Source organism: Enterocloster citroniae, assembly GCF_040545455.1.
Taxonomy (GTDB): domain Bacteria; phylum Bacillota; class Clostridia; order Lachnospirales; family Lachnospiraceae; genus Enterocloster; species Enterocloster citroniae.
On record NZ_JBEPLZ010000007.1, the window covers coordinates 1 to 20,935 of the forward strand.

The window sequence follows — 20,935 nt, forward strand, 5'->3', positions numbered from 1 at the left end:
TGCGCTTATGCGGTATTAGCAGCCATTTCTAACTGTTATCCCCCAGTGTGAGGCAGGTTATCCACGCGTTACTCACCCGTCCGCCACTCAGTCAATCAGAAATCCATCCGAAAACTTCATTCTGATTGCTTCGTTCGACTTGCATGTGTTAGGCACGCCGCCAGCGTTCATCCTGAGCCAGGATCAAACTCTCAAATTAAAAGTTGATTCTTGGTCTTAGACTACTTAGCTTGGCTATAGTTATCTTTAACCTTCATTACTTGGTTTTGTTCCGAATTTTCTCAAATCCAAAGGTCTAAACCAGACCTTTTGTTTTTAGAATTTTCAGGGTTTGTGTATTATTCAGTCTTCAATTGTAAAGGTACATGACGCTTGGGCCGGACCAGATCTTATCTTGTCCCGTTCAAACGCCGAACGCAGAAGGAGGGATTTGAACCCTCGCGCCGCTACTAACGACCTACTCCCTTTCCAGGGGAGCCCCTTCAACCTCTTGGGTACTTCTGCTTGGTTGAATCTTGTTACTTATTATATTATATTCTCGCAGGCAAATCATACAAATCCGTCTGCAGCGGAGAGAGTGGGATTCGAACCCACGCGCCCTTGCGGACAAACGGTTTTCAAGACCGCCTCGTTATGACCACTTCGATATCTCTCCAAACGTGCTTTTCAATATTACAGGACTTTAGCAGTTTTGTCAAGTGTTTTTTTGATTTTTCTCAAAAAACTTTTTTGTCAGTGTTTTTTGTCTTGCTGCTCTTCAGCGGCAACTCGATTAGTCTATCACGTATTTCGACAGAAGTCAACACTTTTTTTATCTTTTTTTCTTTAATATTGCTTCCGCTATGAGCAGGTCCTCCGGAGTGGTGATCTTTATGTTCTCATAACTGCCGTTTGTCATGTGTACCCTCACCCCCATCTGCGCCTCCACCACCATGGCATCATCTGTCACATGGGTGCAGTCCTCCCTTAACTGGCGTTCAAAGGCTTTGGTGATCAGGGGTACGGAAAATACCTGAGGGGTCTGGGCCTGCCAGATCAGGCTGCGGTTGGGACTGTCCACCACAAAGCCCTTCTCATCCACTCGTTTGATGGTATCCTTTACAGGCATCCCCACCACACAGGCATCCCAGCGGCATACATCCTCATAAGCGCGTGCAATGATATCCGTTGTCACAAAGGGACGTGCTCCATCATGTATGAATACATAGCCGTTTTTCCTGTCTGCCCATAGTCCCTCATCTTCCTTTTCATCCCGGTCCATCACGGTGCAGAGCGCTTTCCACACACTTTCATACCGTTCGCTCCCCCCCGCCCCCACGGTGGAAACCTTACTCAGCTCATACGCAGGGATCATTTCCCTTGAACAGTATCCAACATGCTGCGCATCTGTCATCAGGATGATCTCATCAATCAAAGGGGAAGCCTGAAATGCCTCAAGGGCATGGACCACCACAGGCTTTCCCCCGATTTCCAGGTATTGCTTTGCGGTCTGTGTCCCCATTCTGGCGCCCTTTCCGGCTGCCAGCACCACAGCGGTACAATATTTCTTATTCATATCTCCTACCGTTCTCCAAGCTTAAGATTGGGAATCGCATTCAGATCCCAGCCTGAGACATTTCCCTTCAGATACTCATAATATGCAGCCACGCCGATCATGGCGGCATTATCCGTACAATAAATAGGGGACGGGTGATAGAACCGGATCCCTTCCCTTTCACATGCCTCTGCCATGGCGCTTCTCAAAGCGGTATTGGATGCAACACCCCCGGCTATGGCTAATTTCTTGTAGCCGTATTCCCTGGCCGCCAGTATTCCCCTGCTTACCAGGGACTCCACCACGGAGTTCTGGAAAGAGGCTGCCAGATCAGGCACATATATCTCCTGCCCGGTCATGCGCATGTGATTAATGTGGTTCAACACAGCTGACTTAAGGCCGCTGAAACTGAAATCATAGGGCGCTCCCTCTACCTTTCCACGGGGAAACTCCATGGCATGGGGATTTCCCTCCCTGGCTGCCTTGTCCACCTTAGGGCCGCCGGGATATCCCAGCCCAACCGCCCTGGCCACCTTGTCAAAGGCTTCCCCGGCAGCATCATCCCTGGTACGTCCGATAATTTCAAATTCCCCATAATCCTTTACAATCACAAGATGAGTATGGCCTCCGGATACGATCAGGCACACAAAGGGCGGTTCCAGGTCCTGATTCTCTATAAAATTGGCTGATACATGGCCTTCGATGTGGTGAACCCCGATCAAGGGCTTTCCGGCTGCGTATGCAATGGCCTTAGCCTCTGCCACCCCTACCAGCAATGCCCCCACCAGCCCGGGTCCATAGGTCACCCCAATGGCGGTCAGGTCCTCCAAAGTCACGCCTGCCTCTGCCAGGGCCCGCTGGATCACATAATTGATCGCCTTAATGTGCTCCCTGGAGGCGATCTCAGGGACCACTCCTCCATATATGGTATGGGTGCTGATCTGGGATGAGATCACATTGGACAGCACGGTCCTTCCGTTTTTCACCACAGAAGCAGCCGTCTCATCACAGGAACTCTCAATTGCAAGTATTAATATATCTTCTAATGTATGATCCATCATTTTTCCATCTCCACTAATAGGACATTATTCTTCATCAAACTCAAGTTCGGCGGTCCAGCCATCCCTGGCCGCTTTGGCACGGGGGAAAATGCTTCTCACCTCATCCATATACTCCTCCGGCTTGATCAGGGACGGGCTGTAATGGGTGAGCCACATCTGCTTTGGCTGTGCCTCTTTGGCCAGGGCCGCGGCCTCATAAAATGTCATATGCTTGTTTTCCTTTGCCTTGACCGCCTTTTCCTTTTCACCGTACATTCCCTCGCATATAAAAAGATCTGCCATGGAAGCATACTCGGCGATCACCGGCACCGGTCTGGTGTCTGTACAGTAGGTAACCTTAAGCCCCCTGCGTTCTTCTCCCAGAACCATATCCGGGGTCAAAAGCCGCCCCTCATACTCGATCTCCTCGCCCTTTTGCAGCCGGTTCCAGAATTTCTGGGGAATGTCCTGGGCTCTGGCCCGCTCCACATCAAAACGTCCTTTTCTCGGTATGGTAATGGAATAGCCGTAGCAGATCACATTGTGGTTGACCCGGTAGGCATCTATCACATAAGGGCCCATTTCCATGCGTTCCCTGTTCTCGGTAAGTTCTATGAACTGCAATGGAAAAGGCAGTTCCGGGGCTATGGTCCTGAGAGCCGTCACCACCCGCTCAAGGCCCTTGGGCCCGATCATGGTCAGGGGTTCCCTGCGCTCAGCATTGCCCATGGTAAGAAGCAGGCCCGGCAGGCCGCTGATATGGTCCGCATGATAATGGGTAAAACAGATTATGTCAATGGGTTTCGGGCTCCATCCCTTCTCCTTCAGTGCGATCTGGGTTCCCTCACCGCAGTCTATGAGCAAATTGCTTCCCCCGCATCTGGCCATCATGGAGGTAAGCCATCTGTATGGAAGAGGCATCATGCCTCCGGTTCCTAATAAACAAATATCTAACATATTATTTCCTCATTTTTCTTGGAGCGTGTATGAAAATCCATTTTTGGAACGCTCTGATACGTATTAACTCAGGAAATCATATCACATTTTATTAGGAATAATCAAGTAGGGCTGAAAAAGTTATGGAAGATAGGAAATAAAAAAGTCCAGAGGACCCGGGATTAAACCTCCGGACCTCTGGATCCTATGATATGATTCCCTACCGGGATTGATCGGCTGCAGCTGCAACTCGTTTTACCAGATATAAAAATTCATTGCTGTAGTCATCTTCTTTTATACGTTTTAGATCCTGGAGCCTGCTGATCACAGATGCGTAAGAGGCATTGGATGCATATTCCGATGATTTCAAAAGAAGACCTGTTTCAGCCACACAGGAGGCAAACACCATATCCTCCGGCATCTGGGTGTGGAAGCTGTCATCCTTTACCGGATATTCCAACAGGCCGCTCCTGTCCTGGTCCGGCTGTTTGTAGCGGATCTTTATGGTGAGCCACTCATCGTCATAGGCAGGCGGCGTATCCGTGTCCGGCGCCTGGGATGTCTCCTTGGGCCGCGTCTGGTATTTGAGGCTGGTTTCCGGAATCAGTTCCCTGGAGTCAGCGGGGATCAGTTCATACAGAACCGTTACCCTGTGTCCTGCCCCGATCTCTCCTCCGTCCTTGGTGTCATCCTCAAAGTCTTGGTCTGCCATCACCCGGTTCTCATAGCCGATCAGACGGTATCCTTTAATCCTGGCGGGATTGAATTCCACCTGGAACTTCACGTCTTTGGCAACCGTAAAAAGGGTGCCGCCCATTTCCTCCACCAAAACCTTTCTGGCCTCCGCAATACTGTCCACATAGGAGTATTGTCCGTTGCCGTTATCTGCCATGGCTTCCATCTTGTTGTCTTTTAAATTGCCTGTTCCAAATCCCAGAACTGACAGGAATACACCTCTGTCCTTTTGGTCCTTGATCAGCCGTGTCAGGCCGCCCTCGCTTGTGATCCCCACATTTAAGTCTCCGTCAGTGGCAAGGATAACCCGGTTGTTGCCGCCTTCAATATAATGCTTTTCCGCCAGCTGGTAAGCTGTCTCTATGCCCCTGGAACCGTGGGTGCTGCCTCCGGCCGAGAGATTCTCAATGGCTGTCATGATGGATAACCTGTCTTCACCGGCAGCGCCGTCCAAAACGATCCTGTCATCGGAGGCATAGGTTACTATGGAAATGGTATCGTCACTTTTCAGATATTCCGTCATCATCAGGAATGCCCGTTTTACAAGATCCAGCTTGTCAGGCGCCTCCATGGATCCGGATACATCCAGCAAAAAAACCAGGTTGGACTTTGGCATGGTGCCTTCATCTAACTTCTCAGCCTGAAGGCCGATCTGAAGCAGATCATGCTTGTCATTCCAAGGGCACTGGGCCAGCCTGGCGGTAACTGAAAACGGCTCCCCTTCCTTGGGTTTTGGATAGTCATAGTAAAAATAGTTAAGCATTTCTTCGATCCGCACCGCGTCCTCAGGCACCCGGTCGCCATCCAGGATCATCCTGCGGATGTTGGCGTAGGATGCAGTATCCACATCCGCCCCAAAGGTGGATAGCGGCGCATCGGCCACGGACATAAAGGGATTCTCCGGATAATAACGGTATTCCTCCGTGTTGTGTACCGGCCGGCGGCTGTCCTCCCCGATTTTTTGTCCCGGGGCCGGGAAACCGCTGTCCCTGCCGGCGGCAGCCCAGGTTTCCGCTGCTTCTGCCGTATCATAGGCAGGCGAAACCGTTGTGGCGGAAAGGGCTGCCGTGGCCGCTGCTTCCTTCTGTCCTCCTGCGGCACACCCGCCCAAGAGACCTGCGGCCGCAAAAACTGCCATAAGCAGGCAGATCCATCCGGCTCCTTTTTTCATAATAATCTCCTCCTTTGTGCTACCCTGCCGGCAGCATTTTCCTGTTGTGATCCCAACATATCAAAAAAGGAGGAGCGTTGCAATAGGCTTAATAAAAGCATAAAGAAAGCCTAAGATTTCGTACTTAATCCTTACAAAAACTTATAGTAATTCCAGTTGCTCTTCTGTTTCCACCGGAAGTTTAAATCCGGATATCATTTCATCATAACAGTCTTCACACAAATCAAAATGATGGATCTGTCCATCTTTTTCAGAAAAATAATCCCATGCATGGTCAATACCAATGGAGCCTTCCCGGATGATCCCGTGCTCCACGACCAGCTTCTTTCCGCAGCAGTTGCAAAGGACTGCCTCCAGCTGCCCGTTTCTATTGTACCTCTTCATATGAACCCTCGCCTTTCTCTTTCATCGTGTCCTTTCATCCATCCCCTTAAATCTTTACCTAACCAGCTGCCGCGGCCTATAAAGCCATGTGCTTGCTGCCTTAAAGAAAAAAATGAAGAGGAATGTCCGATTCCCCTTCATTATATACACAAAATATTCATATTTTAAGTGGAAATTGTTTCAAATTTCCCGATTCCACATGATGACCGCATCCTCCTGAGGGCTGTGGTAGTACCCCTTGCGCACGGCCTCCTGCCGGAAACCGTAGGATTCATAAAGCTTTCTGGCTCCCTCATTGCTCTCCCGTACCTCCAGGGCAATGGCCCGTACGCCTCTGGTTTTGGAAAATGAAACCATGGCATCCATGAGTTTCCTCGCGATCCCCTGCCTGCGGTAATTGGGATAAACGGCGATCCGCTGGATTTCTCCCTCGTCCGCCAGAACCCTGATAATGGAGTATCCCAAAATCCGGTCATGATCCTGATACACAAAATAAGTGTCCAGCCTGCTGTCCAGACCGGAACGGATCAGGTTTTCAGACCAATACTCTGAAAAACACACCCGCTCCAGGCGTGCCACCTCCTCGATGTCCTTCCCAATCATGGGGCGTACCCCTGTAATCAATTCCATGCTTCCACTCCCATTAATAATCTCCGGGCAGCTTTTTGGCCGCTCCCTGCTCAGAAGCCTCTGCCTCCCTCTGGCGCTCTGCCTGGGGTTTTCTCAGATATTCCGGTGTAAATTCCTCCGGACTTACCACATGTGCGCCCTTATACGCAGGATCTTCCCCAAGGGCCCCCATCCCCAACGCAGCCACGCAGGCCGCTCTCTGGCGGTTCATCTGAGGCGGCGCAAATACATAGGGTACCTGCATCTCCTCCTCAATGATTTTCTGATACACAGGTACTCCGTCACCCAGGAATATAACCTTCTCACCCTTTCGGTTTAAAAGCCGGGCCAGCTCCCTCATATCCATGGGACACTGTTCCATCAGCACCTCCAGGCCATCCTCCGTCCGGTACAGCCCGGTGTACACCTGGCTTCTCTTGGCATCCATAATAGGGCACACAAGGCCGGCTGCCCCCCACATATTATATGCCATGGCGTCTACAGTGGGAACATGGATCAAAGGCTTTTTAAGGGCCAGTCCCAATCCCTTCGCCGTGGCCGCCCCGATGCGCAGACCTGTGAAGGAACCCGGACCGCCTGCCACTGCAATGGCATCCAGGGTGCCCAGGTCCAGGTCCAGAAGCTTTACGATCTCATCCAGCATGGGAAGCAAGGTCTGGGAATGGGTCTTTTTAAAATCCACGGTATATTCAGCTGTTAAAATGTCATCGGTCACCAGAGCAACACTGGCCACCAAAGATGAACTCTCAATGCCTAAAACTCTCATCAATTTTCCTCCACCAGAATACGTCTGTAATCAAAACCCTTTTCCAGATCCTTCTCAATGGTCACCTGGGTTACATGATCGGGCAGTATGTCCCGGATCAGGCCGGACCACTCAATCAGGCAGACTCCCTCCCCAAAAAAGCAGTCCTCATATCCGATCTCATCCATCTCACTGATATCCCCGATGCGGTATACATCAAAATGATACAGTGGAAGCCGGCCCTCATCATATTGCTGGACAATGGTAAACGTGGGGCTGTTCACCGGCTCATCAATTCCAAGGCCCTGTGCAAAGCCCTGAGTAAATACAGTCTTCCCCACTCCCAGGTCGCCGTTTAAGCAGACAATCTGGCCCGGTACGGCCTCCTGCCCCATTTTCCTCCCCAGTTCATATGTGTCCTCCGGTTTCCATGTCTCATACACCATCATTGTCAAATTCCTTTCATGGTAAGGGCGATCCTCTTCTTGGCAAGGTCCACGCTGATGATCTTCACATCCACAATGTCCCCCACGCTCACTGCCTCAAGAGGATGTTTAATATATTTGTCCGTCATCTGTGAGATATGTACCAGACCATCCTGGTGCACACCGATATCCACAAAGGCGCCAAAATCAATTACATTTCTCACGGTTCCTTTTAACACCATCCCCGGCTTCAGATCCTTCATCTCCAGAATGTCGCTTCTGAGAATAGGCCTTGGCATCTCATCCCTGGGGTCCCTTGCGGGTTTTTCCAGTTCCCCTGCAATATCCCGCAGGGTGATCTCGCCCACTTCCAGCCGTTCTGCCATCTTCCTGTAATCCGTAATCTTCCTGCTGATTCCCTTAAGGCCGCCCTGGTTCAGTTCTGCCAGGTCATATCCCAGTGTCTCAAGCAGCTTTTTCGCCACCTCATAGCTCTCCGGATGCACGCTGGTACCGTCCAGAGGATTCTCTCCCCCTGCGATCCTCATAAAACCTGCGCACTGCTCAAATGCCTTGGGACCCAGCTTGGCCACCTTAAGAAGCTGCTTACGGTTCTTAAATGCACCGTTCTCCTCCCTGTAAGCCACAATATTCTTTGCCAGGGTCTTGTTAATTCCGGAAACATATTCCAGCAGGGAAGCGGACGCCGTGTTCAGGTCCACGCCCACCTTGTTCACACAGTCCTCCACAACGCCTTCCAGGGTTTCTCCCAGATGCTTCTGGTTCATATCATGCTGGTACTGTCCCACGCCAATGGATTTGGGATCGATCTTCACCAGTTCGGACAGCGGATCCTGTAAGCGCCTTGCAATGGAAACCGCACTTCTCTGTCCCACATCAAAGGCCGGAAACTCCTCTGTAGCAAGCTTGCTTGCAGAATAGACGGAAGCCCCTGCCTCATTGACAATCACATACTGGACCTGCTTCTTGATCTCCTTTAAAAGATCCACGATGATCTGTTCCGATTCCCTGGATGCGGTTCCGTTTCCAACGGAGATCAGGGAAATGTTGTATTTTCGGATAAAATCCTTCAGGATCTTCTTGGCCTCCGCCACCTTATTCTGGGGCGCGGTGGGATAGATCACGACCGTATCCAGCACCTTCCCCGTGCTGTCCACCACGGCCAGCTTGCAGCCTGTGCGGAACGCAGGATCCCACCCCAGGACCACACGGCCCACAATGGGAGGCTGCATGAGAAGCTGCTCCAGGTTCTTTCCAAATACCTTGATCGCCCCTTCCTCAGCACGTTCCGTCAGCTCGCTGCGGATCTCCCTTTCAATGGACGGTCCGATAAGCCTTGCGTAACTGTCAGACGCCACTTCCTTCAGCAAAGGAGTGGTATAGGGGTTGTCCCTGACAATGGTCTGCTTTTCAAGGTACATCAGGATCTGATCCTCAGGCGCAGCAATTTTCACCGTCAGGATCTTCTCATTCTCTCCCCTGTTTAATGCAAGGATTCTGTGCCCTGCGCATTTTTTCACCGGCTCTTCGTAGTTATAGTACATCTCATAGACGGACTGGGCCTTCTCATCCTTGGCCGCGGACTGGATCACTCCCTTATTCATGGTGGCATTCCTGATATAAGTGCGGTACTCCGCGTTGTCCGAAATGCGCTCGGCCAGAATATCCTTGGCCCCCTGAATGGCATCCGCTGCCGAAAGCACGCCCTTATCCTCTGAAATGTAGGCGGCAGCCACAAGTTCCAGGGGTTCCTTTGTCATCTGTAAGCTGATGGTGTCCGCCAGTGGTTCCAGGCCCTTTTCCTTTGCGATCATGGCTCTGGTACGGCGTTTTGGCTTATAGGGCCTGTATAGATCCTCCACAGCCACCAGGGTCTGTGCTTCTTTTATCTTAAGCTCCAGCTCAGGAGTGAGCTTTTCCTGTTCGGAGATAGATGCAATCACCTGGGCTTTCCGTTCCTCCAGGTTGCGCAGATATCTCAGCCGCTCATCCAGATTACGCAGCACCTCATCATTCAGGGAGCCGGTAACCTCCTTGCGGTACCTTGCGATAAAGGGAATGGTATTTCCTTCATCGATCAGCTTCACAGCCGCTTCTGCCTGATGGCGGCCGATATTTAGTTCTTCCGCCAGTTTCTTAATAATATCCATGGATCAACCTCACATATCTGTAATCTAACTGTTTTATTATAGTGCATTGGGTCTTCTTATGCAAGTTCTCTTACAATGGAATTGTCTTCATCTGGACAGGTGGGGCATTTCGTGATAAAATAAGCAGGATAACAATTAGAATATGACCGTAAGAATTTACAGAAAGGCATTTGTTCAGAATGATGAATAATACTTTAAATAAGCGAAAGCCCAATGCAAATAACCAGCAGAAGAATTCAACTTCCGCTGAGCGTCTGGCTACCTGTTCCATGATTGCAGGCATCACAGGCCTGATCTGCAGCCTCTTTTATTTTCCGGCTTCCCTGATCAGCAGCAGCAATTCCTCTACCGGCCTGATCTGCGGCGTACTTGGGATCGTCTTGGCTTTCATGTCCAGGAACGCGGATGTGAGCGGTAAAAAGGATTTCAGCGCCCGGGCCATCGCGGGCCTTGTGCTGAGCGCCATTGCCATTGCCCTGACCTTTTTCTTTTTCTATCTGCTGCTCCGCTATTACGAAGTCCTCAGCGACCCTGAACTGGGACCTAAATTCAATGAGTACATCAACTACCTGCAGCAGCAGCTCAACCAGCAGATGCACTTGTCAGGCGGTTCCTCCTGGATCCATTTTTAAGGAACCGGCAGGACAGACCGCTAACTCCACAGCGGCAGCAGGTCGATGCCAAAGAATACCAGCATCACATTTTTATAGATCCAGTTTACCACCACAATCCCTGCCGCAATGTACACAAACAGCGTCTCATGCCCCAGATACCATCTGGGGTTTTTTAATGCCCTGGACAGGGCAAAGCTGATAAGTTCCACGGTGAGGACCAGCACAGCGTAAAGAATCAGGGGATGATACTGAAAACTCATCCTCAGATTCCCATGAAGCAGCGCCCTCACCGCCCTGGTGCCTCCGCATCCCGGGCAGTATAATCCTGTTATAAGCTGAAACAGGCAGGGAAGCCCCTGCCTTGTGATCCATTGAATCAGTGTTTCCATGAAGTCCTTTCCTCTAAAGCATAATCTCCGGCCGGCCCGCATTGCATCGCACTATGCGGTATTGTCCCACGCGGTATTGCTCCACGCGGTATTATATCATGGCCCGGATCATCTGCTTGATTCCGTAATCAGAGCGCGCCTGCTCCGCACTGTCGTAGGCCACGGCAGCTGCCTTGAACTCGCCCTCACTCATCTCAGCAGTGAGCACAGCAAATTCATCCATGCCGTAAAGCTCCACGACCTCCACCTTGCCGAAGATGCGCTTGATATCCTCTTCCTTATTGCGGTAAGAGCCTGCTACCCGGACAAAATAGCGGAACCTGGCAAGGTCCATGGACTCGATGGCCTGTTTTTCACTGCTCCAGCCCACGGCCAGGCTGCGCTCCAGGTTTTGGGCAGCCTCAATGATGTCCGCCACAACCGCGCTGGCTGTTGGAAGCTTTCCTGCCCCGCTTCCATAGAACATGGAGGTTCCCAGCATATTTCCCTTTACCATGATCCCGTTAAACACATCATTGACAGAATACAGGGGATTATTCTTCTGGATCATCACCGGAGCAACAAAGGCATTAACCTTGCCTCCCGCCATACGGCTGGAGCCAAAAAGCTTCACCGAGGTCCCCATCTTTTCCGCATATTTGAAATCAATATCCGTGATCCTGGTAATCCCCTCCGTATAAATATCCTCAAAGTTCACTTCCCGTCCAGTTGCCATGGCTGTCAGAATGGCAATCTTTCGGCAGGTGTCATGTCCTTCCACGTCAGCCTCCGGGTTGCGTTCCGCATATCCCAGGTTCTGCGCTTCCTTCAGGGCGTTCTCAAAGGATTCACCCTCTTTATCCATCTTGGCAAGAATAAAGTTGGTGGTTCCGTTTAAAATACCTGTAATTTCCTCGATCCGTTCCCCCATCAGACAGCGGTATAAGGGCCTTATAATGGGGATTCCTCCGCCTACACTGGCCTCAAACAGGAAATTCACGCCCTTCTCCCGTGCAACGGCCAGAAGCTCTGTGCCGTAAGCAGCCACCAGCGCCTTGTTGGAGGTGGCCACATGCTTGCCGGCCAAAAGGCAGGCTTTTACAAAAGGATAGGCGGGATTCAGACCGCCCATGGTCTCCACCACGATGTTGATCTCCTCGTCCTGTTCGATCACCTTAAAATCATGGACGATCCTGTCCGCCACCGGGCTGTCGGGAAATTCCCTCAGATCCAGGACATATTTTAACTCCACCTCCTGTCCCGCCTGCTTTGCGATCACATCCCTGTTCTGCTCCAGCACCTCTGCCACGCCGGAACCAATGGTTCCATAACCCATAATTGCTATCTTGATCATAATCCTTACACTCCCTGTGTTTTATTTTCCAGGTCCCTGCCCGGACGCGTCTCAAACTTCATCTTTGCCCTTAAGGCATCTCTATTCTCTTGCAAGTATCTTTACATAGTGGATTCCATCCAGGACCTCCAGCTCATCGATCATGCTGGACACATTGCCTGTGTTGTCCCTAACCTCCACACTGAGAGTAAGGGTCGCCACACCGTTAACCGGAATACTCTGGTGAATGGTCAGGATATTAGCCCTGTACACCGCTACCACATGAAGAAGGTCACTGAGCAGCCCCTGCTCGTCATCCATCTGCACCACCAGTGTAATGGTCTTGCCTTTGGTATTATCATAAAAGGGGAAAATGTCGTCCTTATATTTATAAAAGGAACTGCGGCTGATTCCCACCTTATCCGTTGCCTCCTGCACTGTAATGGCGCGCTCTGTTTCCAGGAGCTTTTTCGCCTCCACTACTTTTAAGAGGACCTCCGGCACTGCCTTCTGCTTTACCACAAAGTATTTGCTTTTATCTTCCATTCTCCAATCCTTTCATAGGTCAGCATTTATGTCCGTATTAGGAATACATCTGTACTCATGAGGAAGATATTAGCATACTTTTCTTTTAAATGCAACTACTTTCCTGTATTTTCTCCCGCACAAGAAGGAGGAAACGTTAAAAAGCAGCCAGACAGGGCGTACACCGCTCTGACATGGCTGCTTATTATGATTCTTCTTCAACATGGGACCGCCGCCCTATTCCTGCACATGATATCAGTCTTCCGGCACATCATTCTTATTCGGGCACCCCAGGCTCATCCAACGCAGGTATGCGCTGATAAAGGGATCCAGCCCTCCGTCCAGCACAGCATCTACATTGCCGCTCTCCTCCCCGGTCCGGTGATCCTTGACCATGGTATACGGCTGGAGCACATAGGAGCGGATCTGGCTTCCCCAGCCATTCTCCTTCACATCACCGCGGATCCCGGCTGCCTTGGCCGCCTGTTCCTCCTGTTTAAGCATAAACAGCTTGGATTTCAGCATCTGCATGGCCTTATCCTTGTTCTGGAACTGGGAACGCTCATTCTGGCAGGTCACCACAGTTCCCGTGGGAAAATGGGTGATACGGATCGCAGAAGAAGTCTTGTTGATGTGCTGTCCGCCTGCGCCGCTGGAGCGGTAGGTATCAATACGGATATCATCCGGATTAATCTCTATATCAATATCCTCCTCAATGTCCGGCATGATATCGCAGGACACAAAGGATGTCTGGCGCTTGCCCGCCGCGTTAAAGGGTGAAATACGCACCAGGCGGTGCACTCCGTGTTCAGAGCGCAGATAACCATAGGCATTCTCTCCGTTGATCTGTACGGTAACGGATTTAATGCCGGCCTCGTCTCCGTCCAGGAAGTCAAGCACCTCTGTCTTAAAGCCTTTTTTCTCTGCCCACCGGCAGTACATCCGGTACAGCATGCTGCACCAGTCGCAGGACTCCGTGCCGCCCGCCCCCGCGTTCAGGCGCAGGATGGCGTTGTTGGCATCGTATTCGCCGGAGAGAAGCAGCTTCATGCGCATCTTCTCCAGGGTCTCTGCAAAATGACTGAGCATTTCCTCAATTTCAGGGATCAGGGACGCGTCATTTTCCTCATATCCCATCTGTATCATGACCTGGATATCGTCATACTCCTGCTCCAGTTCCCTGAATGTCTCCACTTCGTCCTTCAGATTCTTGGCTTCCCGCACCATTCTGGTGGATTTCTCAGGATTATCCCAAAATCCGGGCTCTTCCATGGATTTATCTAATTCATCGATTCGTCTGACCTTATTATCCAGGTCAAAGTGAATCCCTCACTTCCACTAATGGTTTGTCATACGTTGATAATGTATATTTAAAATTATCTAACTCTACCACAGCTTCACCCACTTTCATATTATTATTTGATATCTGAATCTGTATTCCTTCACTTCGGTCTTTATTTGATCCTTCCGTGACACTGCTTATATTTCTTGCCGGAACCGCATGGGCACGGATCATTGGGGTAGATCTTCTGCTCGGCCCGCTTCTTTGGAGCGCTTGCCAGGGAAGTATCCTTGTTGGTGCCCGTTACCTTGGCAGCCTGCTCACGCTCTACCTTCTGCTCCACCCTGATGTGGAACAGGATACGCACCGTATCCTCCTGGATGGATGCCATCATGGACTCGTACATCTCATAGCCCTGCATCTTGTACTCCACCACCGGATCTCTCTGGCCGTAAGCCTGAAGGCCAATGCCCTCACGCAGCGCGTCCATATCATCCAGGTGGGCCATCCACTTGTTGTCGATCACCTTTAACAGGACCACGCGCTCGATCTCACGGATCTGCTCCGGCTCCGGGAATTCAGCCTCTTTTGTTTCGTAAAGCTTAATGGCTTCTTCCTTCAGGTTATGCTTTAACTCATTCTTCTTCATGGATTTCTTCTGATCATCATTTAAAATGACCGGCTTCAGCGGAATCACCGGAAGAAGAAGGTTATTCAGTTCTTTCAGGTCCCATTTGTCCGGTGACTGATCATCGGAAATAGACATATCAACCGCATTCTCCACCGTGTCCGTGATCATCTTAAGGATCAGGTCGCGCATGTTGTCGCCGTCCAGTACCTTGCGGCGCTCAGCATAGATAACCTCACGCTGCTCATTATTCACTTCATCGAACTTAAGCAGCTGCTCGCGGATACCAAAGTTGTTGCTCTCTATCTTCATCTGTGCTTTCTCAATTGCATTGGAAAGCATCTTGTGCTCGATCTGCTCGCCTTCCGGTACACCCATGGCCTCAAACATGGCCATCAGCCTGTCTGATCCAAAGAGTCTTAAAAGGTCATCTTCCAGCGACAGATAGAATCTGGATTCACCGGGATCTCCCTGACGTCCGGAACGGCCGCGCAGCTGGTTGTCAATACGGCGGGACTCATGGCGCTCCGTACCGATGATCTTAAGGCCGCCCAGTTCCTTGGCTTCCTCATCCAGCTTAATATCCGTACCACGGCCCGCCATATTGGTGGCAATGGTCACGGATCCGTGGATACCGGCATCTGCTACGATCTCAGCCTCCAGTTCATGGAACTTGGCGTTCAGCACCTTATGCTGGATGCCGCGCTTGTTCAGCATCTTGCTAAGCAGCTCGGAAGTCTCAATTGCAATGGTACCAACCAGCACCGGCTGGCCCTTTTCATACGCCTTTGCAACTTCCTCAACCACTGCTTTATATTTTTCCTTTTTGGTCTTGTATACCGCATCCTCCATATCCTTACGGACCATAGGACGGTTGGTGGGGATGACGATAACATCCATGGCATAGATGTTACGGAACTCCTTCTCCTCGGTCTGGGCAGTACCAGTCATACCTGACTTCTTGGTGTATTTATTAAAGAAGTTCTGGAACGTAACAGTAGCCAGTGTACGGCTCTCACGGCGCACATTCACATGCTCCTTGGCTTCGATGGCCTGGTGAAGACCGTCTGAATAGCGGCGGCCCGGCATGATACGGCCTGTAAACTCATCTACAATAAGAACTTCATCATCCTTTACAACATAGTCCTTATCACGGAACATCAGGTTGTTGGCGCGCAGTGCCAGAATGATATTATGCTGGATCTCCAGGTTCTCGGGATCAGCCAGGTTCTCGATGTGGAAATATTCCTCCACTTTCTTTACGCCCTGCTCGGTCAGGTTCACAACCTTATCCTTCTCATCCACAACAAAGTCGCCTGTCTCCTCGATCTCCTCGCCCATAATGGCATCAATCTTGGAAAACTCCTTGGAAACAGTGCCGCGCTCCAGCTGGCGGGCCAGCACATCGCAGACCTCATACAGCTTGGTGGACTTGCCGCTCTGACCGGAAATGATCAGAGGAGTCCTGGCCTCATCAATCAATACGGAGTCAACCTCATCAATGATACAGTAGTCCAGATCCCTTAAAACCAGCTGCTCCTTGTAAATGGACATGTTGTCACGCAGATAGTCAAATCCCAGTTCATTATTGGTAACATAGGTAACATCGCAGGCATATGCCGCCCTGCGGTCCTCGCTGTTCATGTCGTTAAGCACTACGCCTACGCTCAGTCCCAGGAAACGGTGTACCTGGCCCATCCACTCGGCATCACGCTTTGCCAGGTAGTCATTGACCGTAACGATCTGCACGCCCTTGCCCTTTAACGCATTCAGATAGGCAGGACAGGTGGAAACCAGCGTCTTACCTTCACCTGTACGCATCTCGGCAATACGGCCCTGGTGAAGAACAATACCACCAATCAGCTGTACAGGGAAATGCTCCATATTCAGGGTTCTTCTTGCCGCTTCCCGAACAGTGGCAAATGCCTCCGGCAAAATGTCATCCAGTGTGGCTCCCTCAGCCAGCCTTTCTTTAAAGATCCTGGTCTGGTCGCGCAGTTCCTCATCTGACTTGGCCATCATGTCAGTACGCATGCTTTCAATCTTTGCCACGATTGGCCTTATCATCTTCAGTTCTCTTTCACTGTGAGTCCCGAACACCTTTTCAATTACGTTCATGGTATACTCTCCTAACTTCTTCCTTATATAATAGAAACTAATTTTCAACCAGCGCCTGTATGTGCAGCATTTGCAGGCACAGCTGTGTCCATGCCCCGTACTGCATCGCAGTACTTATATTATCTGCCCTCTGATTCCAGTTTATTCCTTATCTTTCCACAATGCCCGCTATGGGGCTTTCCAGATAAAATACTGCAAATACTCCGCCTATGATACAATCTTACTTATTGTAGCACTTGGAAGGAATTTATTCAACGGGTTAATGAAAAATTAACATTTTGGACATAAAATCAACGGTATTACAAGGTTTTCCAGTTTCCGTGTCACTTTTCTGTGCCTCCCGGGACCGTATAACATGATATAAAATAACATGAATCTACGCGGGTGCGGTCCCATCCCATCCTCTTTTTACATACTCCTTCCCTTTGATCCCCTATTTAATTCATTCACAAACAATTTATTATTTATCTTGACAATGACTCAAAACAAGGGTATACTGAATTTATATTTTTTATAAGATTCTGATTTCACATGTTTTTGTAAGTCATTATTCCTATGATGGTTTACAAAAATATGTGATTTTTTTATTTTATCAAAAGGTATAATAAAATATCAGGAGGTATCTTTCATGAATAAAGGTACAGTTAAATGGTTTAACTCACAAAAAGGATTTGGTTTTATCACTAATGCAGAAAATGGCGAGGACATATTTGTTCATTTTTCAGGAATCGCTTCCGATGGTTTTAAGTCATTAGAGGACGGTGCATCCGTAACCTTTGACATTACCAACGGCAATCGCGGTCTGCAGGCCGTTAATGTCTGCGCAGCATAGTATTAGTTAAGAAAAAGGCCTGACGGTCCTGTATAGAAAAATACGCACCATTAAACAATCCCCGTTAAATGATTGAGCAGAATCTGTTCAGAAAGGTGGTAACCTGTTTAAAAAAGGAGATTTTATATTTTATGGAACCGTAGGCGTCTGCCGGGTGGATGCTATATCAAAGACCGACTTCTCAGATAATGACAAATTATATTACCGTTTAATTCCAAAGTTTGAGTCTAACAGGACAATCAGCATTCCTGTAGACACGAACAAAGTAATGATGCGTGATATTATGACAAAAGGCGAGGCGCAAAACTTCATATTATCCTGGCCCTATGTCAAGTGCAGGGGATATAAGAATGACAAAGAGCGCCCTCAAATTTACAAACAGATATTCCAATCCGGAAGTTGTACAGAATTAGCTGCAATGATCAAGGAAATAACGCAGATGGAACAATCCCGAAAAAGTAAAGGGAGGGTTTTAAATATCCGTGAAAAAGATGGTGTTAACAATGCCCGAAGATTACTCTTTGGTGAGTTAGCCGCCGCATTGGATATATGTCCGGATACGGTACCTGGCTATATACACGATCTAACCGGCTGCATTTGTTAAGTATTAAGATATCCCAATCGGCTGACATACGATATCAGGCATGGATATCTTATCGCTTCAGGACAACTCGTCTCCTAATAGGAGGCGGTTGTCCTTTTTCTTTAAACAAAGCCGCTTCAGCTTAGTATTCTGTCCATACTTATGGTCAACCAAGCACATTGCACAAAAAATGTGTTCGATTTTTTACCTGTCCACATTATCCCCAGAAGTTTATGCACATTACCCCCAAAGTTATCCACATCCCAGTTTGTCCATTTTAAGGCAAAATTTAGTTATACACCGACTTATCCACATTATCCACAGGTTTATAAGTTTTTGCTTTCAAACTTTACCTGGCCTTAACATAAATTTTATTTTTGTACACTTCTAATAAACTTGCGTATTTCGGGAGAAAATACATGGTTTACTCTTGACATTTTTGAATGGTTTCTATTAGTAATTCAATACTTATCCACATGGTTTGAAGATTATTTTTATAAAAAATTAAGATAAATTGTTAGGCAATTTATAGGATCTGATTGTAATTTTATACTAAATATGTTATAATGTCACTATCTCAAGTAAAGGAGTTGGTGATTATGCGTTATACCATAACAGGACGAAATATTGAGGTAACTCCAGGTTTGAAGGCTGCCGTTGAAAAGAAGATAGGCAAGCTGGAACATTTCTTCACTCCGGACACCGAAGTAATCGTTGCGCTGAGCGCGCAGAAAGACAGGCAAAAGATTGAAGTGACCATCCCAGTCAAGGGCAATACCATCCGGGCTGAGGAATCAAGTACCGATATGTATGTATCCATTGATCTGGTGGAAGAAGTGATCGAACGTCAGATCCGGAGATATAGAAAGAAACTGATTGACAAGAAACAGGCGGCAGTTTCCTTCTCCCAGGCATTTATCGAGGAAGAGGATGAGATTCAGGATGACGAGATACAGATCGTTAAAACCAAGAAATTCGCCATCAAGCCAACTATTCCCGAAGAAGCCTGCCTGCAGATGGAGATGCTGGGACATAACTTCTACGTCTTCTTAAACGCAGACACCGACCAGGTGAACGTGGTTTACAAGCGCAAGAACGGAACCTACGGATTGATCGAACCGGAATTCTGATCATAGAATGGACAAGCCGGCAGCTGTGTGATGCAGCTGCCGGCTTTTAATATGTATCCCTTATCTCTATCTCGCTTTAGCCCTACAGGCCATACCCTGCCCCCTTCATGGCAGACATGGCGTCCCTTGTATACCTTGCCAATGGATGGCTGTCCCATTTATTTTTTGATCCCATTATAATTGCAAAAAAGCCGCAGCCGACATGGTTCATCATTCCCATATCTGCTGCAGCCTTCCTTCACCCCTGGGCTTTACTCAATAACCATCAATCCAGGAACGTAACAGCCTTACACGGCGTCCTGTAATTCGCAGGCGAGATACAGATACCGGTGGTAGGATTGCTGGCATGAATGACCTGTCCGCCTCCGATATAAAGCGCCACATGATTGATATAATCGCCGCTGGCATAGAACAGCAGGTCTCCCGGCTTTGCCTCGCTGACGGAGATCGTCTTTCCCCTGGCCGCCTGGTCCCTGGAGCTTCTTCCCGTGCTGATGCCGAAATGAGAGAAGATGCTCTGGGTAAATCCGGAACAGTCAGCACCGCTTGTAAGGCTTGTCCCACCGTACACATAAGGATTGCCCAGGAACTGCTTTGCATAGGCCACCACCGCATTCCTGGTCGCAGATACCACTTCGGAGGACGAGGTCCCCGGTGAACCCGGTCCCTTGGACTGGGTGCTCTCTGTGGCTTTCTGGGTGGTAGGCGCGGCCACAGTGCTGTCATTGCCGTTCTCCGGATTAGCCGCTATGGTCTGGACTACCGGATCCGTTCCCTTTGTCTCCTCTTTCTTAGGTGCGGCAGTGGTAAGAGCTTCCGTGGTCTTCTGGGCTTTGGTGGTGGCTTCCGTGGTCTTCTTTTCAGCTTCCTTCTTCTTAGCCTCCTCCAGCGCCTTGATAGCTTTTTCCGCATCTTCCTTGCGCTTGGCTTCCTCCGCTGCTTTCGCCTTCTCCTCCTCCACGGACACGGCTTTGTTAAACTCCACACTGGTCTTCATGTATTCCTTAAACACATATCCCTCCAGATCCGAATCCACGGAAACCTTCAGGAAATCCCCCTCCTCCCCGGTGACCACATAGTGGGCCCCCTCTGAGAGAAGGGTCAGGGTCTTGCCTTCCAGGTTGGGCGTATCCCTTAGGCGCAGGCTGGGCGTGCCCACGATGGTACCGTAGGTGGTTCCCACCTCCTTGGCCTTGGCCTCCGCCTGCTGCCCGGTCACAAAATATTCTGCCTTTATGTAGCCGGTCACTGAGCCGGACTGTATCTTATACCATTTACCGCCTTCCCCATCCACGGTATCCAGGATGGTGGCAGCGGAATCATTAAAGATCTTGCCTGTAACACCGCTGGCGGTATTGGCTTCGGTCCGGATATTTACAGAACCGTTGACCTTGGAAACCGCCACATTGTCATAGGCTGATGATTTTGATGCCTTTGTTTCTTCGGGTGCCTGCGCCGCCTGGGCAGCCTGGCCTACTGAAGCGTCCGCTTCGGAGGAGTCCTGGCTGTCCCCGGCTGATGTACTCTTACTGTTTCCTCCGCCGCCCTGATTCTTTCCGGCCCTAGTCTCTATATCGGAATAGATGGATGCCAGCTGTTTCTCCGGCTCCGTATTACCTGCATAGAAGTTGTTCAGGGCCACGGATATGCCTGCCAGTGAGGAACCTGTCTCCAGATTGGTGGATGCCATAGCAGGAATTGCAAAGACACAGCTGCACGCACTGCTCACAGCCAGTATTTTCATCCAATTC

The 20,935-nt window shown here is 49.6% G+C and carries 20 protein-coding genes, 2 tRNA genes and 1 rRNA gene; 4 read left to right on the forward strand and 19 right to left on the reverse strand.

What is annotated here, in order from left to right; translation table 11 throughout:
- From ABID13_RS10960 to ABID13_RS11015, 12 genes are all read right to left on the reverse strand, one after another.
- Window positions 1-199 (reverse strand): 16S ribosomal RNA (locus ABID13_RS10960); the annotation flags it as partial.
- Between the two features lie 216 nt (window positions 200-415).
- Window positions 416-504 (reverse strand) — tRNA-Ser (locus ABID13_RS10965).
- Window positions 505-569: 65 nt separating this feature from the next.
- A tRNA-Ser gene (locus ABID13_RS10970) sits at window positions 570-655 on the reverse strand.
- Window positions 656-811: 156 nt separating this feature from the next.
- The gene (gene ispD / locus ABID13_RS10975; RefSeq protein ID WP_048928937.1) at window positions 812-1,555 is read right to left on the reverse strand and encodes a 2-C-methyl-D-erythritol 4-phosphate cytidylyltransferase; all 744 of its coding nucleotides are present in this window, start codon (window positions 1,553-1,555) and stop codon (window positions 812-814) included.
- Between the two features lie 5 nt (window positions 1,556-1,560).
- Window positions 1,561-2,595, reverse strand: a complete 1,035-nt coding sequence (gene tsaD, locus ABID13_RS10980) for a tRNA (adenosine(37)-N6)-threonylcarbamoyltransferase complex transferase subunit TsaD (RefSeq protein ID WP_045091519.1) — start codon at window positions 2,593-2,595, stop codon at window positions 1,561-1,563.
- 24 nt (window positions 2,596-2,619) lie between these two features.
- The gene (locus tag ABID13_RS10985; protein ID WP_007869173.1) at window positions 2,620-3,531 is read right to left on the reverse strand and encodes a ribonuclease Z; all 912 of its coding nucleotides are present in this window, start codon (window positions 3,529-3,531) and stop codon (window positions 2,620-2,622) included.
- A gap of 199 nt (window positions 3,532-3,730) precedes the next feature.
- Window positions 3,731-5,416: a vWA domain-containing protein gene (locus ABID13_RS10990; protein WP_048928938.1), complete on the reverse strand. Its 1,686-nt coding sequence runs from the start codon at window positions 5,414-5,416 to the stop codon at window positions 3,731-3,733.
- Window positions 5,417-5,557: 141 nt separating this feature from the next.
- On the reverse strand, window positions 5,558-5,800 hold the full coding sequence (locus ABID13_RS10995; RefSeq protein WP_007869178.1) for a hypothetical protein: 243 nt from the start codon (window positions 5,798-5,800) through the stop codon (window positions 5,558-5,560).
- Between the two features lie 180 nt (window positions 5,801-5,980).
- On the reverse strand, window positions 5,981-6,430 hold the full coding sequence (gene rimI, locus ABID13_RS11000) for a ribosomal protein S18-alanine N-acetyltransferase (RefSeq protein WP_007869181.1): 450 nt from the start codon (window positions 6,428-6,430) through the stop codon (window positions 5,981-5,983).
- Window positions 6,431-6,443: 13 nt separating this feature from the next.
- Window positions 6,444-7,196: a tRNA (adenosine(37)-N6)-threonylcarbamoyltransferase complex dimerization subunit type 1 TsaB gene (gene tsaB / locus ABID13_RS11005; RefSeq protein WP_007869183.1), complete on the reverse strand. Its 753-nt coding sequence runs from the start codon at window positions 7,194-7,196 to the stop codon at window positions 6,444-6,446.
- Complete coding sequence (gene tsaE, locus ABID13_RS11010) at window positions 7,196-7,621, reverse strand: tRNA (adenosine(37)-N6)-threonylcarbamoyltransferase complex ATPase subunit type 1 TsaE (RefSeq protein ID WP_040417433.1); 426 nt, start codon at window positions 7,619-7,621, stop codon at window positions 7,196-7,198. Before tsaE ends, tsaB begins: the two co-directional genes overlap by 1 nt.
- A gap of 5 nt (window positions 7,622-7,626) precedes the next feature.
- Window positions 7,627-9,771, reverse strand: coding sequence for a Tex family protein (locus ABID13_RS11015; RefSeq protein WP_048928939.1), 2,145 nt, complete (start codon window positions 9,769-9,771; stop codon window positions 7,627-7,629).
- 179 nt (window positions 9,772-9,950) lie between these two features.
- On the opposite strand from ABID13_RS11015, the gene ABID13_RS11020 reads away from it, so the two are divergent.
- Entirely contained in the window at window positions 9,951-10,403 is a 453-nt protein-coding gene (locus ABID13_RS11020; protein ID WP_007869190.1) for a DUF4190 domain-containing protein, read from the forward strand.
- Window positions 10,404-10,423: 20 nt separating this feature from the next.
- Here the strand turns inward: ABID13_RS11020 and ABID13_RS11025 are convergent, their stop codons facing one another.
- From ABID13_RS11025 to secA, 5 genes are all read right to left on the reverse strand, one after another.
- Window positions 10,424-10,774, reverse strand: a complete 351-nt coding sequence (locus ABID13_RS11025) for a DUF2752 domain-containing protein (RefSeq protein WP_007869192.1) — start codon at window positions 10,772-10,774, stop codon at window positions 10,424-10,426.
- 91 nt (window positions 10,775-10,865) lie between these two features.
- Window positions 10,866-12,107, reverse strand: a complete 1,242-nt coding sequence (locus ABID13_RS11030; RefSeq protein ID WP_048928940.1) for a homoserine dehydrogenase — start codon at window positions 12,105-12,107, stop codon at window positions 10,866-10,868.
- An 81-nt stretch (window positions 12,108-12,188) separates the two neighbouring features.
- The gene (locus tag ABID13_RS11035; RefSeq protein WP_007869203.1) at window positions 12,189-12,632 is read right to left on the reverse strand and encodes an ACT domain-containing protein; all 444 of its coding nucleotides are present in this window, start codon (window positions 12,630-12,632) and stop codon (window positions 12,189-12,191) included.
- Between the two features lie 234 nt (window positions 12,633-12,866).
- A protein-coding gene (prfB, locus tag ABID13_RS11040) for a peptide chain release factor 2 (protein ID WP_117452023.1) occupies window positions 12,867-14,004 on the reverse strand; the annotation gives its coding sequence in 2 pieces (ribosomal slippage) (window positions 12,867-13,928 and window positions 13,930-14,004; 1,137 coding nt in all).
- Between the two features lie 61 nt (window positions 14,005-14,065).
- Window positions 14,066-16,639 (reverse strand): preprotein translocase subunit SecA, encoded by a 2,574-nt coding sequence (gene secA / locus ABID13_RS11045; protein WP_007869207.1) that lies wholly within the window; start codon window positions 16,637-16,639, stop codon window positions 14,066-14,068.
- A gap of 628 nt (window positions 16,640-17,267) precedes the next feature.
- Between secA and ABID13_RS11050 the strand changes: the two genes are divergently transcribed.
- The 3 genes from ABID13_RS11050 to hpf all read left to right on the forward strand — a co-directional run bounded on the left by ABID13_RS11050 (window position 17,268) and on the right by hpf (window position 19,184).
- Window positions 17,268-17,471, forward strand: a complete 204-nt coding sequence (locus ABID13_RS11050) for a cold-shock protein (protein WP_007869208.1) — start codon at window positions 17,268-17,270, stop codon at window positions 17,469-17,471.
- 103 nt (window positions 17,472-17,574) lie between these two features.
- On the forward strand, window positions 17,575-18,075 hold the full coding sequence (locus ABID13_RS11055; protein WP_040417408.1) for a CarD family transcriptional regulator: 501 nt from the start codon (window positions 17,575-17,577) through the stop codon (window positions 18,073-18,075).
- 578 nt (window positions 18,076-18,653) lie between these two features.
- Window positions 18,654-19,184, forward strand: coding sequence for a ribosome hibernation-promoting factor, HPF/YfiA family (hpf, locus tag ABID13_RS11060; RefSeq protein ID WP_007869210.1), 531 nt, complete (start codon window positions 18,654-18,656; stop codon window positions 19,182-19,184).
- An 82-nt stretch (window positions 19,185-19,266) separates the two neighbouring features.
- On the opposite strand, the gene ABID13_RS11065 is transcribed toward hpf, so the two are convergent.
- A complete protein-coding gene (locus ABID13_RS11065; protein ID WP_156199993.1) occupies window positions 19,267-19,404 on the reverse strand; it encodes a hypothetical protein in 138 nt (45 codons plus the stop codon).
- Between the two features lie 45 nt (window positions 19,405-19,449).
- Window positions 19,450-20,928, reverse strand: a complete 1,479-nt coding sequence (locus ABID13_RS11070; RefSeq protein ID WP_416390419.1) for a C40 family peptidase — start codon at window positions 20,926-20,928, stop codon at window positions 19,450-19,452.
- Window positions 20,929-20,935 lie beyond the last annotated feature (7 nt).